Origin of the sequence: Cupriavidus necator A5-1 (assembly GCF_000744095.1) — a bacterium.
Taxonomy (GTDB): domain Bacteria; phylum Pseudomonadota; class Gammaproteobacteria; order Burkholderiales; family Burkholderiaceae; genus Cupriavidus; species Cupriavidus necator_A.
This window is the reverse complement of sequence record NZ_JQLI01000008.1, coordinates 896,039-910,115: the sequence shown is the minus strand read 5'-3', so window position 1 is coordinate 910,115 and position 14,077 is coordinate 896,039. Positions and strand designations below refer to the sequence as shown.

The 14,077-nt window shown below is 65.6% G+C and carries 13 protein-coding genes; 4 read left to right on the top strand and 9 right to left on the bottom strand.

Annotation, left to right across the window (positions count from 1 at the left end; all coding sequences use genetic code 11):
- Positions 1 to 1,839, bottom strand: coding sequence for a M48 family metalloprotease (locus tag K307_RS28420; RefSeq protein ID WP_042884171.1), 1,839 nt, complete (start codon positions 1,837 to 1,839; stop codon positions 1 to 3).
- A gap of 95 nt (positions 1,840 to 1,934) precedes the next feature.
- Between K307_RS28420 and moaC the strand changes: the two genes are divergently transcribed.
- From moaC to K307_RS28400, 4 genes are all read left to right on the top strand, one after another.
- Positions 1,935 to 2,420, top strand: coding sequence for a cyclic pyranopterin monophosphate synthase MoaC (moaC, locus tag K307_RS28415; protein WP_042884170.1), 486 nt, complete (start codon positions 1,935 to 1,937; stop codon positions 2,418 to 2,420).
- A gap of 384 nt (positions 2,421 to 2,804) precedes the next feature.
- Positions 2,805 to 4,016 carry an NO-inducible flavohemoprotein gene (gene hmpA, locus K307_RS28410; protein WP_042884169.1) on the top strand — a complete coding sequence of 404 codons (1,212 nt, stop codon included), beginning with the start codon at positions 2,805 to 2,807 and terminating at the stop codon, positions 4,014 to 4,016.
- A gap of 274 nt (positions 4,017 to 4,290) precedes the next feature.
- Complete coding sequence (locus tag K307_RS28405) at positions 4,291 to 4,728, top strand: hypothetical protein (protein WP_042884168.1); 438 nt, start codon at positions 4,291 to 4,293, stop codon at positions 4,726 to 4,728.
- Between the two features lie 15 nt (positions 4,729 to 4,743).
- Positions 4,744 to 5,256, top strand: coding sequence for a glycine zipper family protein (locus K307_RS28400; protein WP_042884167.1), 513 nt, complete (start codon positions 4,744 to 4,746; stop codon positions 5,254 to 5,256).
- On the opposite strand, the gene K307_RS28395 is transcribed toward K307_RS28400, so the two are convergent.
- The 8 genes from K307_RS28395 to recA form a co-directional block, all read right to left on the bottom strand.
- Positions 5,253 to 7,064, bottom strand: coding sequence for a PglL family O-oligosaccharyltransferase (locus tag K307_RS28395; protein ID WP_042884165.1), 1,812 nt, complete (start codon positions 7,062 to 7,064; stop codon positions 5,253 to 5,255). The two genes, K307_RS28400 and K307_RS28395, sit on opposite strands and share 4 nt — an antisense overlap.
- Positions 7,065 to 7,158: 94 nt before the next feature.
- Positions 7,159 to 7,653 (bottom strand): pilin, encoded by a 495-nt coding sequence (locus K307_RS28390; RefSeq protein ID WP_042887496.1) that lies wholly within the window; start codon positions 7,651 to 7,653, stop codon positions 7,159 to 7,161.
- A 319-nt stretch (positions 7,654 to 7,972) separates the two neighbouring features.
- Positions 7,973 to 8,668 (bottom strand): TerC family protein, encoded by a 696-nt coding sequence (locus K307_RS28385; protein WP_042884164.1) that lies wholly within the window; start codon positions 8,666 to 8,668, stop codon positions 7,973 to 7,975.
- A gap of 248 nt (positions 8,669 to 8,916) precedes the next feature.
- Positions 8,917 to 9,798: a succinate--CoA ligase subunit alpha gene (gene sucD / locus K307_RS28380; RefSeq protein WP_042884163.1), complete on the bottom strand. Its 882-nt coding sequence runs from the start codon at positions 9,796 to 9,798 to the stop codon at positions 8,917 to 8,919.
- 98 nt (positions 9,799 to 9,896) lie between these two features.
- Entirely contained in the window at positions 9,897 to 11,063 is a 1,167-nt protein-coding gene (gene sucC, locus K307_RS28375; RefSeq protein WP_042884162.1) for an ADP-forming succinate--CoA ligase subunit beta, read from the bottom strand.
- Positions 11,064 to 11,154: 91 nt separating this feature from the next.
- A complete protein-coding gene (locus tag K307_RS28370; protein ID WP_042884161.1) occupies positions 11,155 to 11,859 on the bottom strand; it encodes a DUF2889 domain-containing protein in 705 nt (234 codons plus the stop codon).
- A 341-nt stretch (positions 11,860 to 12,200) separates the two neighbouring features.
- Positions 12,201 to 12,677 (bottom strand): recombination regulator RecX, encoded by a 477-nt coding sequence (gene recX / locus K307_RS28365; protein ID WP_042884160.1) that lies wholly within the window; start codon positions 12,675 to 12,677, stop codon positions 12,201 to 12,203.
- 114 nt (positions 12,678 to 12,791) lie between these two features.
- Positions 12,792 to 13,850, bottom strand: a complete 1,059-nt coding sequence (gene recA / locus K307_RS28360; RefSeq protein ID WP_042884159.1) for a recombinase RecA — start codon at positions 13,848 to 13,850, stop codon at positions 12,792 to 12,794.
- Positions 13,851 to 14,077 lie beyond the last annotated feature (227 nt).

Sequence of the window (14,077 nt, the reverse complement as noted above, 5' to 3'; positions counted from 1 at the left end):
TCAGTTCGGCATGCCCTTGCTGTCCTGCTTGTCCTCGCGGTACTGGCGCTCCAGCTGGTGCAGCCGCGCATCGACTTCGGACAGCGTATAGAAATCGCCGTCGCTGGCCTTGCGCGCGATCTGCAGCTGTTCGATGGCAGCCTGGTAGGCACCGTCCATCGCATACTTCTCGGCCAGCGCCTGGTGCTGCTGCAGCCGCTTGCCCTGGCCCGCGTAGGCGCGCGCCAGCATCTCCCACCATTCGCTGCGAGTGGTTTCCTGGCGCGTGCGTTCGCGCAGGAAGCGTACCGCGTCCTCATAGCGGCCTGAGCCGACCAGGGTCTCGGCATAAACCACGGACACCGCGTGCGACAGCGGGAAGGCCTTCATCGACGCGCTGGCCTGGCTGAGCGCCTCGGGCACGCGGCCCTGCGCGCGCGCCAGCTCGACCGCCATCACATCCAGCATCGGGCTACCGGAGCTGGCGCCGGGGATGGTGCCGTAGAGCCGCCGGGCCTCGGCAAGCTCCTGCTCGGCGGCGGGGTAGCGGCCCAGCCGTTGCTCGGCAAAGGCGATGCCGTAGTGCAGCGCCGGCGCCCGCACCGTCGACGCGCCCGGCAACTGCGCACGCAGCGCGGAACGCAGGTTCTGCAACTCGCTCGGCGACGATTCCTGGATCACGCGCGCGCGCATCCGCGCGAACTCGTACTCGGGCGTATTGGCGACCTTGCGCTCGCTGACATGCCTGACGCGGTCCTGCATGTCGGCAATCCGCTCCGAGGTCAGCGGGTGGGTGCGCACATAGGACGGCACAGAGCTCTCGGCGGTGCCGGCCACGCGTTGCAGCCGCATGAAGAAGTCCGGCATGCCCTGCGGATCGAAGCCCGCCGCGGTCATGATCTGGAAGCCGACGCGGTCGGCCTCGCGCTCGGCGCCGCGCGAGAACGACAGCTGGTTGGCGATGGCCGCGCCCTGCCCGCCCATCGCCAGCGCCGCCGCCGCATCGGGGCTGCGCGTGGCGGCCAGTCCCGCCAACACCATCGACGCCAGCGCGATCCACATCGACTGGTCCTGCGAGGTGATGCCGCGCGCGATATGGCGCTGCATCACGTGGCCGATTTCATGGCCTAGCACCGAGGCCAGTTCCGATTCGGTGTCGGACTGCACCAACAGCCCCGTATGCACGCCGATATAGCCGCCCGGCATGGCAAAGGCGTTGATGCTGCGGTCGCGCACCGCGAACAGGTCGAAGCCGGTGGCAAAGGTGCCGGCACCGGTCGAACCGGAAATATTCTGGCGCCGCGCAGCCTGCACCAGCCGATAGCCGAGCGCGTTCAGGTAGTCGGACAGCAGCGGGTCCGACACGTACAGCGGGTCGCGGCGGATCTCGCGCATGTAGCGGTCGCCCAGCCGCTTTTCCATATCGGGCGAGAGCGAGGCGGTGGACGGGTCGCCCATGTCCGGCAGCTGCACGCCGCCGGCTTCCACCACGGCATTGTTGGTGCGCAGGCCAAACTCGGATTTCTGGCCGGCCTTGATGCTGCGGTTCAGGTTGTCGTAGACCTGGTCGCTGGCTTCCGACGAGACCGTCGGTGCCGGTGCCGGGGGGCGGGTGACGGCTGTCGTCGGGGCGGTCGTGCCGGCTGCCGTCGGCGTGCGGGTGGTTCCCTGCGGCCAGGCCGGCGCCGCGAAAGTCAGCGCCAGCAGCGCCGCCAGCGGCCGCCGCCAGGGCGCCCATGTGCCGCCAGCGCGGCAATGACCCCCGTCGCCACGATGTGACGCGCAGCCGCCAGGAACGGCGTCCGCCGCGGCGTCACGGCCGCGTGCGGCAGACCTGCGAAGCGATCGGTGTTTTGGCATGTTGCTATGATAGCGGCCTCCAGTAGCCGTTCCCATCGGATGGTTCCCCCACACACCGAAGGCCACCTGCCCCAAGTCCCGCCGGAAATTCTGCCATGTCCCAGCTCACCCACTTCGATACCGCCGGACAAGCCCATATGGTCGACGTCGGCGACAAGGCCAGCACGCACCGCGTGGCCGTGGCCACCGGCACCATCACCATGCAACCCGCCACCTTCGCGCTGGTGCGCGACGGCAGCGCCAGGAAGGGCGACGTGCTGGGCATCGCGCGCGTCGCGGCAATCATGGCCACCAAGCGCACCGCCGACCTGATCCCGCTGTGCCACCCGATCGGGCTGACCAAGGTCGCGGTCGAGTTCGCGCTGGACGAGGCCGCCGCCACCGTCGCCTGCACCGTGCGCACCGAGACCCGCGGCCAGACCGGCGTGGAAATGGAGGCGCTGACCGGCGTGCAGGTGGCGCTGCTGACGATCTACGACATGTGCAAGGCGGTGGATCGGGGCATGGTAATGGGCAATGTGAAGCTGCTGGAGAAGCACGGGGGCAAGTCGGGCGACTGGGTGGCGGGCGACACCAAGTAATTGATACGGCGAACACCAGGCACGCGGCAAAACCAGGAAGCGCAAACAAGAAACCCGCCGGAGCGGGTTGGTGGGTCGGGAGTCGGAACGAAGTAGACGTGGGGTTGCGGCCCGTATGGGTGGCCGCCTTTGACTATGTTCGTTCCGACTTGGACTCAGTCTACGGGAAGCGGCTTACGTCCCGTATCGGGGTAAATCGTAATGGCGAGACGCGGAAGTGCTTCAGCGTAGCCGGCTTCGATCTCGTCAGCGTTGCGCACAGCTTCGCGTTGCTCCGTCAGGAACCTCTCACCTAGACTACATCGATCAAACCGACGAGGCAGGCCACCGTCCAGCCCCGCGCGATTTGGCGCCCCCGCCACGCCCGCGCAAAGGAGATCGACCATGTTGACTCAGAAGACGAAGGACATCGTAAAGGCCACTGCACCGGTGCTGGCCGAACACGGCTACGACATCATCAAGTGCTTCTACAAACGCATGTTTGAAGCGCACCCCGAACTGAAGAACGTGTTCAACATGGCCCACCAGGAACAGGGCCAGCAGCAGCAGGCGCTGGCACGGGCGGTTTACGCGTATGCGGAGAATATCGAGGACCCGGGCAGCCTGATGGCCGTGTTGAAGAACATTGCCAACAAGCATGCGAGCCTCGGCGTCAAACCGGAACAGTACCCGATTGTTGGGGAACACCTGCTGGCGGCCATCAAGGAAATCCTGGGCGACGCCGCAAACGAAGAAATCATTTCGGCATGGGCACAAGCCTACGGGAACCTTGCCGATGTCCTGATGGGCATGGAGAGCGAGTTATACGACCGTTCTTCGGAACAACCGGGTGGCTGGAAGGGATGGCGCACCTTTGTGGTTCGCGAGAAGCGCCCCGAAAGCGACGTGATCACGTCATTCATCCTCGAGCCGGTCGATGGTGGTCCGGTGTTGAATTTCGAGCCCGGCCAATACACCAGCGTCGCGATCGATGTGCCCGCGCTCGGATTGCAGCAAATTCGCCAGTACAGCCTGTCGGACATGCCAAACGGGCGCAGCTATCGCATCTCCGTCAAACGTGAAGCTGGCGGAACACAGCCACCGGGCCATGTCTCGAACCTGCTGCATGATCACGTCAATGTCGGGGACGAAGTCAGGCTGGCTGCGCCGTATGGGAGCTTCCATATCGATGTCGACGCCAAGACACCGATTGTCCTGATCAGCGGCGGCGTGGGGCTGACACCGATGATCAGCATGCTCAAGCGGGCAATACAGGATCCACAGCGCCACGTGGTGTTCGTTCATGGCGCACGCAATAGTGCTGTGCACGCCATGCGCGACCGACTGCGTGAGGCGGCCAAGGCGAACGAGAATTTCGATCTCTTTGTGTTCTATGACCAGCCGCTGCCTCAGGATACGCAGGGACGGGATTATGACTACCCAGGACTGGTCGATGTGAAGCTGATTGAGAAAGCGGTTTCCCTGCCCGATGCCGACTACTACATCTGCGGTCCGATCCCGTTTATGCGAATGCAGCATGATGCCCTCAAGAACCTGGGCGTCCATGAGGCACGCATTCACTACGAGGTGTTTGGTCCAGACCTGTTTGCTGAATAGCAGGAGGGCCGTGGGAAGCATTCAGGGGCAAACCAGCCGCCAGCGATGCTTCCCATTTGCCGGAGACTCACGCGCACCGTTGCGCGGTATCACACCGTCTTACGCCACTGTCGTTCCCCGGTAATAAAGGTAACGCCGCATTTCCACGTACGCCGCGCCGGCGCCGGCGCGTGACAATTTGGTATTCAATACGATTGCGGGCCGGCGCATTTCGCGGCCGGCGGTCTCTGCCCGTGGCGCGCCGTGCGGTGCGTGCGGGGATGAGGTGAATACCATGAACGGGCGCATGCTCTGCCAGCTGGCCCTGGCACTGGCGGCGACGGCCGCGAGCGGCGCCGCCCTCGCCGGGCGGGCCGAATTCCACAATGCCGTTTGGCACGATAGCGACACACGCGGCGGCTTTGTCCAGACGCGCACGCGCGTCGGCGTGGGCCTCTATTTCGGGCCCGGCGTGTTCTACGGTGGCTCCCCCTACGCCTACCCGGCTCCGTACTACTACCCGGCCCCGATGGTCGCCGTGCCTGCGGCGCCGCAGGAGTACATCGAACAGGGCCCGAACGGCCCGGTGCCGGCCCCCAGCCCGGACAACGCCGTGCCGCAGGATCAGGGTTGGTGGTACCACTGCAACCAGCCCGAAGGCTACTACCCCTACGTGCAGTCCTGTCCCGGCGGATGGCAGCGCGTACCGGCCCAACCGCCACCCAACTCCTGACGCGGGGTGACCACCATGCATGCCCTGACCCGGGCCACGCTGGCCGTGGCCACCCTGACCCTCGGCGCCTGCGCCGTGATGCCCTCCGGCCCCAGCGTGATGGCGCTGCCGGGCACCGGCAAGAGCTTCGACCAGTTCCGCGCCGACGACTACAACTGCCGCCAGTTCGCGCTTGGCCAGGTGGGCGGCGTCTCGTCGTCGCAGGCCGCCAATAATGCGGCGGTCGGCAGCGCCGTGGTCGGCACCGCGCTGGGCGCGGCGGCCGGCGCGGCCTTCGATGGCGGATCGGGTGCGGCGGTAGGCGCGGGCCTGGGCCTGCTGACCGGCGCCGCGTTCGGGGCCGGCAATGCGCAGTACGCAGGCTACGGCACGCAACGGCAATACGATGCCGCCTACGTGCAGTGCATGTACGCCAGCGGCAACCGCGTGCCGGTCGCCGGGCGCGTGGCCGCGGCGCCGGCTCAGGCTCCGGCGCCGCGTTACTACTACGCGCCCCCGCCGCCGGCCTACTACGTCCCGTACTACTAGTCCCGGCGGCCCCACTCCGACAGCCGGCGAGAGCGGTCGCTGACCCACGCGCAGAACGCCTGCGGGCGCTGGTCCGGCTTGACTTCCCGGCACGCCTGCGCGATCGCGGCGTACTGCGCCACTTCATCGCCGAGGTAGTACCAGCGCAGCCGCTCCATCCACAGGCGGCCCTGCGCGGGATCGCCGGTCAGCGCCAGCAGCCATGCGGTGCGCGAGATCATCGTCGGCGTCGGCAGCAGGTGCACCGCAGCGATATGCGCGGGCAGCAGCTCAGCCGCGTTGTCCGGCGTGATGGCGGCCTGCCCCGCGGCGTCGGCCTGCGCATGCTGGCGGAACCAGAAGCGCGGCATCGGCAGTGTGTTGCGGGCCGCGCCGGTCGCGTATTCGCGGGCCTCTGCGCGGCGATAGTCCTGCCACATCGTCGCCAGCACCGTCACGGCAACCACGGCGAACGTGAGCGTGAGCCCCCGCGCCAACGTTGCCGGCATGCGCCAGTGCCCGAAGCCCGATGGCTCGAGCCAGCCGAGCAGGAAGCAGAACGGCAGGAAGAAATACAGGTAGTGCAGCGGGTATTCGAGCATCGAATGCGCGCACAGCATCGCCAGCCAGGCGAGCATCAGCACGGTCTGGCGGCGCTCGTCGGCATCGGCCTTCCACAGCCTCGCCCGCACCACGCGCCACAGCCACACGGCAAGAATGATCGCGACGCCGGCCGTCCCGGCGATACCGGTCTTGGCCAGCAGGTCGAGCACGGCGTTGTGGGCATGCAGGGCCATCTCGACCTTCACGCCGACCTGCGACAGCTGCAGGAACTGTGACCAGCCGAATTCGCCCCAGCCCACGCCGAACCACGGGTGCGCGCGGAACATTGCCACGGCATGCGCCCACAGTGCGCTGCGCGCGGACATCTGGTCCTCGGCTTCGAGCTGCGCGATGGTGTCGAACAGGCGCCAGTCCAGCAGCTGGCCAGCAACGCGGATCGCCGGTTGCAGGATCAGCAGCATCACGAGCATCACGACAGCGGCTACCACCAGCCCGGAAGCACGTCGCATCGGGTCCGCCTCGCGCGGTGTGCCGCGCGCCAGCCATGCGGCCACCAGCGCGTAGACCGCGGCCAGGCCGACGTGCAGCACGCCGGTGCGCGAGCCAGACAAAACGATGCCGCTCTCCAGCAGTGCGACTGCCGTGAGCCACATCGGAAAACGAAGCTTGCCGCGCGAAGCCAGCCAGACGGATGCCACCAGTGCGAGCCCGTGCACCGTGGCCTGGTGGTTGGGCTGGTTCAGGTTGCCCCACAGGCGGCGGTTGTCGTCGTAGAAGTATGTGGAGACGAGGCCGAAGGCGCGGGGTTCGAGATGGAACAGTTGCACCCACTGCGTAACGGTGCCTAGCAGGCCGGCAATGAGGAAGGCGGTGGCGAAGGCATCGCCGATATCCTGCGTGCTCGTTGCTGTCGCGCGGCGGTGCCACCATCCGGCGCATGTCACTGTGGCGCCGAGGATCAGCGTGAGGACCGTGATGGTGCGGCTGCCGGTGATGTCAGGGTGGCCGAGGCCGACGAGTACCAGGCTGATGACGGTTAGCCAGAGGAACAGCAAGGATACCCACGGTAGCGACACGGCGGCTGCCGGGGTCGATGCGGCGGGCTTGCGGATCGCCGGGATCGCGAAGACGGCGATGACACAGAGTGCTGCGATCCATTCGCCATAGAACGTCGCGAGCGGCAGCGTATGCCGGGAGACTAGCAGCGGGACGACGATTGCTGCGATGAGGGCGGCCGACGGTAGGAAGGGCCTGGACGGCTGCATCGGGGCGCCTGTTTAGGGGAAAAGGCGCATGATAGCTTGGGGGCTGGGCAAAGAAAAAGCGCCCGAAGGCGCTTTTTCTTGTGGCAGTCGGTACTTAGATACCCGTCTGCGCACGCGTGCAAGTACCGCCCGTAGTCACACCGGCCCAAGTAATCGAGTTCGCATTGCTGGTGCCGGTCAGAGTCACCACACATCCGTTCGCCAGACCCAGGTTGTTGGCCGTTGCAGTCAGCTGAATGGTAGTTGTAGTAACGGTGGGTGCCGTGGGCGCGCCTGCGCCAAACAGCAAGGTGACGCCGACGGGCGCGGGTACTGCCGGGTAACCGGTCGCAGCGGTGAGCTGGACGAGAGTTCCGCAAGCGGTCAGGTCCCCACCCGAGACTTGCGCACACTGGGCGATCGCCTGCTTCAACGGCGCAATCTCCGTCAGAGGACTCGACCACCGGCTACGCGTCACGTAATCCTGATACTGCGGAATCGCGATCGCCGCCAAAATACCAATGATCGCCACCACGATCATCAGTTCGATCAGCGTAAAGCCCTTCTGGACTCGACGGCCCAGCTTCTTCAGTTGTTGTACCCGTTGCATGATTTGACCCCTCGAAGAGATTTTGGTTAAGCGTTGCACGTCTTCGGTTTCGTGACGCGGGAACCATTGAGCAGTAAGTGTGCCAGCCGCCTCCCCCATCCGAAGGGGGTAAAAAGCGACAAATTTCGTCAGCCGGCAGGGGGTTGCCAGCGGCAAGCGCCAAAATTTGTCACCTATGCCCGCTACCACCAGGCAAAACGACAAAATGTGCGATCACTCACATGAGTTAGTTGGCCAGGCCACCGACAGCGGCGGTACCCGGACACCAACAAAAAAGGGCGGCCAGCAGGCCGCCCTTCTCGGCTAGGGAAAGACCCCGTCAGGCCGTCTGCGCCGACCGGCGGCTCAGCAGCTTGCCCAGGATCACCACCAGAATCGCGCCCGCAGCGCCAAATACCAGGTGGGCATGCGGCACGTGGACCTCGAACCAGGCTGCGTCAACCGGATCGCTTACCAGCATCTCGCCAGCCAGGTAGCCCAGCAGCGCGGCGCCCAGCACAATGATGACCGGGAAGCGTTCCATCACCTTCAGCAGCAGCGTGCTGCCGAACACGATCAGCGGAATCGACAGGCCCAGGCCGATGATCAGCAGCATCAGCTGGCTGCCCTCGGGGCCCTTCTGCGCGGCGGCGGCCACGGCGACCACGTTGTCCAGCGACATCACCAGGTCGGCGATCAGGATGGTGCGGACCGCGGCCCAGATATTGTCCTTGGCGTCGTGGCCTTCCTCGTCGTCATCGCCGGTCAGCAGCTGCACGCCGATATAGACCAGCAGCACGGCGCCGATGATCTTCAGGTACGGCAGGCTCAGCAGCTTGACCGCGGCCACGGTCAGCACCACGCGCATGATGATGGCGGCAGCGCTGCCCCAGAAGATGGCTTTCTTCTGCTGGGCGGGCGGCAGGTTGCGCGAGGCGAGCGCGATCACCACCGCGTTGTCGCCGGACAGGACGATGTTGGTCAGGATGATCGATCCCAACGCAATCCAGAATGTGGTGGAAGACAGCAGTTCCACGGGGAGGCTCCTCGAGTTCTATCTATTGGCCCGAACGCGTCATGTGACGGCGATTCGGATGTCTGAAAACACAGACATGACTATTTAACGCACGAACCTTTCGATTCCATTTCAAACCCCGGCCGGGGCGGCTTGGGACATACCCTAAGAAGCGGCGCGCCAGAACGACATTGCCCCCGCACGGGGCGGGGGCAAATGTCTCGTCATTGCCGCGCGGCGGCGACGACGTGCTCGAAAGCACTCAGCAATTACAGCATTGCCTTCAGCAGGCGGCCCATTTCGGACGGGTTCTTGGTCACCTTGATACCGCAGGCTTCCATGATCTCCAGCTTGGCCTGGGCGGTGTCGGCACCGCCCGAGATCAGCGCGCCGGCGTGGCCCATGCGCTTGCCCGGAGGCGCGGTCACGCCAGCGATGAAGCCAACCACCGGCTTCTTCATGTTGTCCTTGATCCAGTTGGCCGCGTTGGCTTCGTCCGGACCGCCGATCTCACCGATCATGACCACGGCGTCCGTTTCCGGATCGTCGTTGAACATCTTCATCACGTCGATGTGCTTCAGGCCGTTGATGGGGTCGCCACCGATGCCGACAGCCGACGACTGGCCCAGGCCCAGCGCGGTCAGCTGGCCCACGGCTTCATACGTCAGCGTGCCCGAGCGCGACACCACGCCGATGCGGCCCTTCTTGTGGATGTGACCCGGCATGATGCCGATCTTGATTTCGTCCGGCGTGATCAGGCCCGGGCAGTTCGGTCCCAGCAGCAGGGTCTTCTTCTTCTCGCGGCGCATGCGGTCCTTGACTTCCATCATGTCGCGCACGGGGATGCCTTCGGTAATGCAGACCACCAGGTCCAGGTCGGCGTCAACGGCTTCCCAGATTGCGGCAGCGGCGCCTGCGGGCGGCACGTAGATGACCGACACGGTGGCGCCGGTCTGGGCCTTGGCGTCCTTGACGCTGGCGTAGATGGGAATGCCTTCGAAGTCTTCGCCGGCCTTCTTGGGGTTCACGCCTGCTACGAAGGCGTTCTTGCCGTTGGCGTAGTCGCGGCAGCCACGGGTGTGGAACTGGCCGGTCTTGCCGGTGATGCCCTGGGTGATGACCTTGGTGTCTTTGTTGATCAGAATCGACATGCTGTAATCCTTTGCTTGGCTACGAGCGGCGCGCGCAAGGGCTCAAGGAGCGCCTGCGCACCGCTCGCGTTCGCGTATGGTTGCGTTCGTGCGACGGCTTACTTGCCAGCGGCAGCGGCCACCACCTTCTGGGCGGCTTCTTCCATCGTGTCGGCCGAGATGATGGGCAGGCCCGAGTCGGCCAGCATCTTCTTGCCGAGGTCTTCGTTGGTGCCCTTCATGCGCACGACCAGCGGCACCGTCAGGTGCACGGCCTTGGACGCGGAGATCACGCCTTCGGCGATCACGTCGCAACGCATGATGCCGCCGAAGATGTTGACCAGGATGGCCTGCACGTTCGGGTTGCTCAGCATCAGCTTGAAGGCTTCGGTCACCTTCTCGGTGGTGGCACCGCCGCCCACGTCGAGGAAGTTGGCCGGCTCGCCGCCGAACAGCTTGATGGTGTCCATGGTGGCCATGGCCAAGCCGGCGCCGTTCACCAGGCAGCCGATGTTGCCGTCCAGCGAGATGTAGGCCAGGTCGAACTTCGAGGCTTCGATTTCGTTGGCGTCTTCTTCATCCAGGTCGCGGTAGGCGACGATTTCCGGGTGACGGAACAGCGCGTTCGAGTCGAAGTTGAACTTGGCGTCCAGCGCGATGACCTTGCCGTCGCCGGTCAGGATCAGCGGGTTGATTTCAGCCAGCGAAGCGTCGGTTTCATAGAACGCCTTGTACAGGCCTTGCAGGGCCTGGCGGGCTTGCGCCACGCTCGCGTCGGGCACGCCGATCTTGCGGGCGATGTCGTCGGCTTCAGCGTCGGTCAGGCCGACCGACGGCTCGATGATCAGGGTGTGGATCTTTTCCGGGGTGTGGGCAGCGACTTCTTCGATGTCCATGCCGCCTTCGCTCGAGGCCATCAGCGCGACCTTCTGCGAAACGCGGTCCACCACCAGCGAAACGTACAGTTCCTTCTTGATGTCGGCGCCTTCTTCGATCAGCAGGCGGTTGACCTTCTTGCCTTCCGGGCCGGTCTGGTGCGTGACCAGTTGCATGCCCAGGATGTTCGAAGCATAGGTCTTGACGTCCTCGATGCTCTTGGCAACCTTGACGCCGCCGCCCTTGCCGCGGCCACCCGCATGAATCTGCGCCTTGACAACCCACACCGGGCCGCCGAGTTGTTCTGCGGCCTTCAGGGCCTCGTCAACCGAGAACGCGGGGATGCCGCGCGGAACCGGCACATTGTATTTGCGCAGGATTTCCTTGCCTTGATACTCATGGATATTCATGCGTGTTTCCTTTCGGGTAGGCGTAAAAGGTAGAAGGGAAGAATCTGAAAAAGGAGACGAACTCTCTCGTCTGGCTGGCCGATCCTGAGAATCAGCCGGAGGTGCCGGTTGGCCGGTCGGCCGGGACAGCGTCGTTGCCGTCGTTTGGGTGACCACCGCGGTCGCCATTGGCCGCGGGCGGCGCCTGAGGCGCAGTCGCGACGGCAGGCGCTGCCTCGGCCCGTGCCTTGGGCGTCGGCTGGTGACCATACCAGCGCGGGTAAAACTCTCGGACCACCTCGCCATCGAAACGCAGGGCGTGGCAGCCGTTCAACTGATAGGGCGGCTCCGGATTCGGATCGTCCTCGCCGTTGTCGCGGATATTGATGACCTCGCCGGCAAAGGCCTGGATCGCCGTACTGGGCAGCACGCCGGCGGCCTCGGTCAGGTGCGAGCAGCCCTTCATGCCGCCCAGGCGTTCGCGCACCGCCTTGCGGAAGCCCTTGAGCAGGTTCAGCCCGATCAGCTCGCGGTAGGCCGGGCCGATGGTGTCGCAATGCGACGGGTACGGCACCCAGTCCGAGCAAGCCTCGGCGTCCAGTACCGTCATGTCCTCGTCGATCGTGATGCGCAGCCACAGGTCGTGCAGGGGCTGGCCCACCGGGCGGATGCGGTCGCCGGCAAGTTCGATGTCGCGGGGCTTGGTGTCGGTCAGGCGCACCTCGATATCCCACAGGCCGTCCTCCCTCTGGTACGCATCGGCCGTGATGGTACGGCGGTGGCGCGGGGAGCGGTTGACGGGCTGGGACAGAGGCATGGCCAGGCTGGAATAACGGAACGCTGGGGGGCTCGGGAACGGCGGTGCCGGAGCACCGAATAACCCGGGGAGTTTAACATGCCGCGCCGCGTTGCCCGGGAACATCCTTGCGCCGCGACTGTCGCCGCGCATTGTCGGGCGACCATGGGCGCAGTAGAAGTCGTGATGGTATTGCCGCAACGCACCAGCGGCAGCGGCCATAAACGCCTTGATCAGGGCGCTGCCGCGCAGCGCCGAGCCAACGGCCGATGGCGCAATGCAGCGCGCGGTGCAGCCAATACACCCTTACGGCAGTGCAGGTAATCGAGCGGAAAATGGCGCGTACGCCACCCCACGGCGGGTCAGCCGGCGTCGCCTTCGTCGCCGTAGTCGTCGTCCGCGCCCTGGATGATCTTGCCGACCACGGAACGCGAGAACCCCCGCGCCACCATGAAGCGGACCTGTTTGGCCCGCTCCTCGGGCGTCGCCGGCGGCGACCCGAAACGCTTGCGCCAGACCTCGCGCGCGCGCTCGGTCTCGGTGGCGCGCAGCCGGTCCTGCAGTTCGCCGAGCTGTTCGCTGCCCAGCTTGTGGGTCTTGGCTTCCTGCATGACCCGGGCGGTGCCATAGCGGGCGCCGCGGCGATGCACCAGGCTGTCGGCAAAGCGCTGGTTGGACAGCCAGTTCTCGCGCTCGAGCGCGTCCAGCAGCTGCTCGAGCTGCTCGGGCGACTCGGCATGCGGCGCGAGCTTGCGCGCCAGCTCGGCACGGCTGTGCTCGCGGCGCGACAGGTAGCCGACGGCGCGGGCCTTCAGGGAAAGCGGGGGACGGGTTGCCATCGAAGGGTCAGGGCATTGGCATGGGCTGGCGCTGCGTCATGCAGCCAAAGCAAAAAGGCCGGCGCATCGGCGATGCTCCGGCCTTTCCGGCTGCTGCAGCGGCCGCTGGCGGGATCAGTTTTCCACCGCTTCCGCTGCTGCCACGGGGTTCATCGCCACCACGCCCAGCGCCGCGCGCACCTTGTTTTCGATCTCGTCGGCAATGTCCGGGTTCTCGCGCAGGTACTCGCGCGCGTTGTCCTTGCCCTGGCCGATCTTGTCGCCGTTGTAGCTGTACCAGGCGCCCGACTTCTCGACGATCTTGGCGTCCACGCCCAGGTCGATGATCTCGCCCTGGCGCGAAATGCCCTGTCCGTAGAGGATGTCGAAGAAGGCTTCGCGGAACGGCGGCGACACCTTGTTCTTGACCACCTTGACCTTGGTCTCGTTGCCGATCACGTCGTCGCCCTTCTTGATCGAGCCGATGCGGCGGATATCCAGGCGCACCGAGGCGTAGAACTTGAGCGCGTTGCCGCCGGTGGTGGTTTCCGGCGAACCGAACATCACGCCGATCTTCATGCGGATCTGGTTGATGAAGATCACCAGGCAGTTGGTGCGCTTGATGGTGCCGGTCAGCTTGCGCAGCGCCTGGCTCATCAGGCGGGCCTGCAGGCCGGGCAGGGAATCGCCCATTTCGCCTTCGATTTCGGCCTTGGGCACCAGTGCGGCCACCGAGTCGATCACGATCAGGTCGATCGAGCCCGAGCGCACCAGCGCGTCGGTGATTTCCAGCGCCTGCTCGCCGGTGTCCGGCTGCGAGATCAGCAGGTCGCCGACGTTGACGCCCAGCTTGTTGGCGTAGCTGACGTCCAGCGCGTGCTCGGCGTCGATAAAGGCGCAGGTGCCGCCCAGCTTCTGCATCTCGGCCACGACCTGCAGCGTCAGCGTGGTCTTGCCCGACGATTCCGGACCATAGATCTCGACCACGCGGCCGCGCGGCAGGCCGCCGACGCCCAGCGCGATGTCCAGGCCGAGCGAGCCGGTGGATACCACCTGGATGTCCTTCTCGACCTCGCCGTCGCCCAGGCGCATGATCGAGCCCTTGCCGAACTGCTTCTCGATCTGGGAGAGCGCGGCGGCAAGCGCCTTCTGCTTCTCGGCGCTCACGCCGGCACCTGCCTTCTTGTCGTCCATGGTCGTCCTTGAATCAATGGTGTATAAATAGGCCGCATGTGGCGCGGCCCCGGCTTTTCCGGAGTCAGCGCCGCGGGCCCGACTATCTGCGCGGCCACGCTGCGGACATGCAAATTATGACGCGCCCGGCAGCCCGTGTGGAATTGCGGGTACTGTATAAAAAAACAGTATGCTTGGCAAGCCCCATCGCGCCCATTCCGGTGGCGCCGGCTATGCCGGCCACGGGT

Coding starts and splice junctions, on each gene's coding strand:
- K307_RS28405 (WP_042884168.1), top strand. CDS start 4,291: ATGAACGGGCGCATGCTCTGCCAGCTGGCCCTGGCACTGGCGGCGACG.
- K307_RS28395 (WP_042884165.1), bottom strand. CDS start 7,064: ATGCAGCCGTCCAGGCCCTTCCTACCGTCGGCCGCCCTCATCGCAGCA.
- hmpA (WP_042884169.1), top strand. CDS start 2,805: ATGTTGACTCAGAAGACGAAGGACATCGTAAAGGCCACTGCACCGGTG.
- recA (WP_042884159.1), bottom strand. CDS start 13,850: ATGGACGACAAGAAGGCAGGTGCCGGCGTGAGCGCCGAGAAGCAGAAG.
- moaC (WP_042884170.1), top strand. CDS start 1,935: ATGTCCCAGCTCACCCACTTCGATACCGCCGGACAAGCCCATATGGTC.
- K307_RS28420 (WP_042884171.1), bottom strand. CDS start 1,839: ATGCCAAAACACCGATCGCTTCGCAGGTCTGCCGCACGCGGCCGTGAC.
- K307_RS28370 (WP_042884161.1), bottom strand. CDS start 11,859: ATGCCTCTGTCCCAGCCCGTCAACCGCTCCCCGCGCCACCGCCGTACC.
- sucC (WP_042884162.1), bottom strand. CDS start 11,063: ATGAATATCCATGAGTATCAAGGCAAGGAAATCCTGCGCAAATACAAT.
- recX (WP_042884160.1), bottom strand. CDS start 12,677: ATGGCAACCCGTCCCCCGCTTTCCCTGAAGGCCCGCGCCGTCGGCTAC.
- sucD (WP_042884163.1), bottom strand. CDS start 9,798: ATGTCGATTCTGATCAACAAAGACACCAAGGTCATCACCCAGGGCATC.
- K307_RS28390 (WP_042887496.1), bottom strand. CDS start 7,653: ATGCAACGGGTACAACAACTGAAGAAGCTGGGCCGTCGAGTCCAGAAG.
- K307_RS28400 (WP_042884167.1), top strand. CDS start 4,744: ATGCATGCCCTGACCCGGGCCACGCTGGCCGTGGCCACCCTGACCCTC.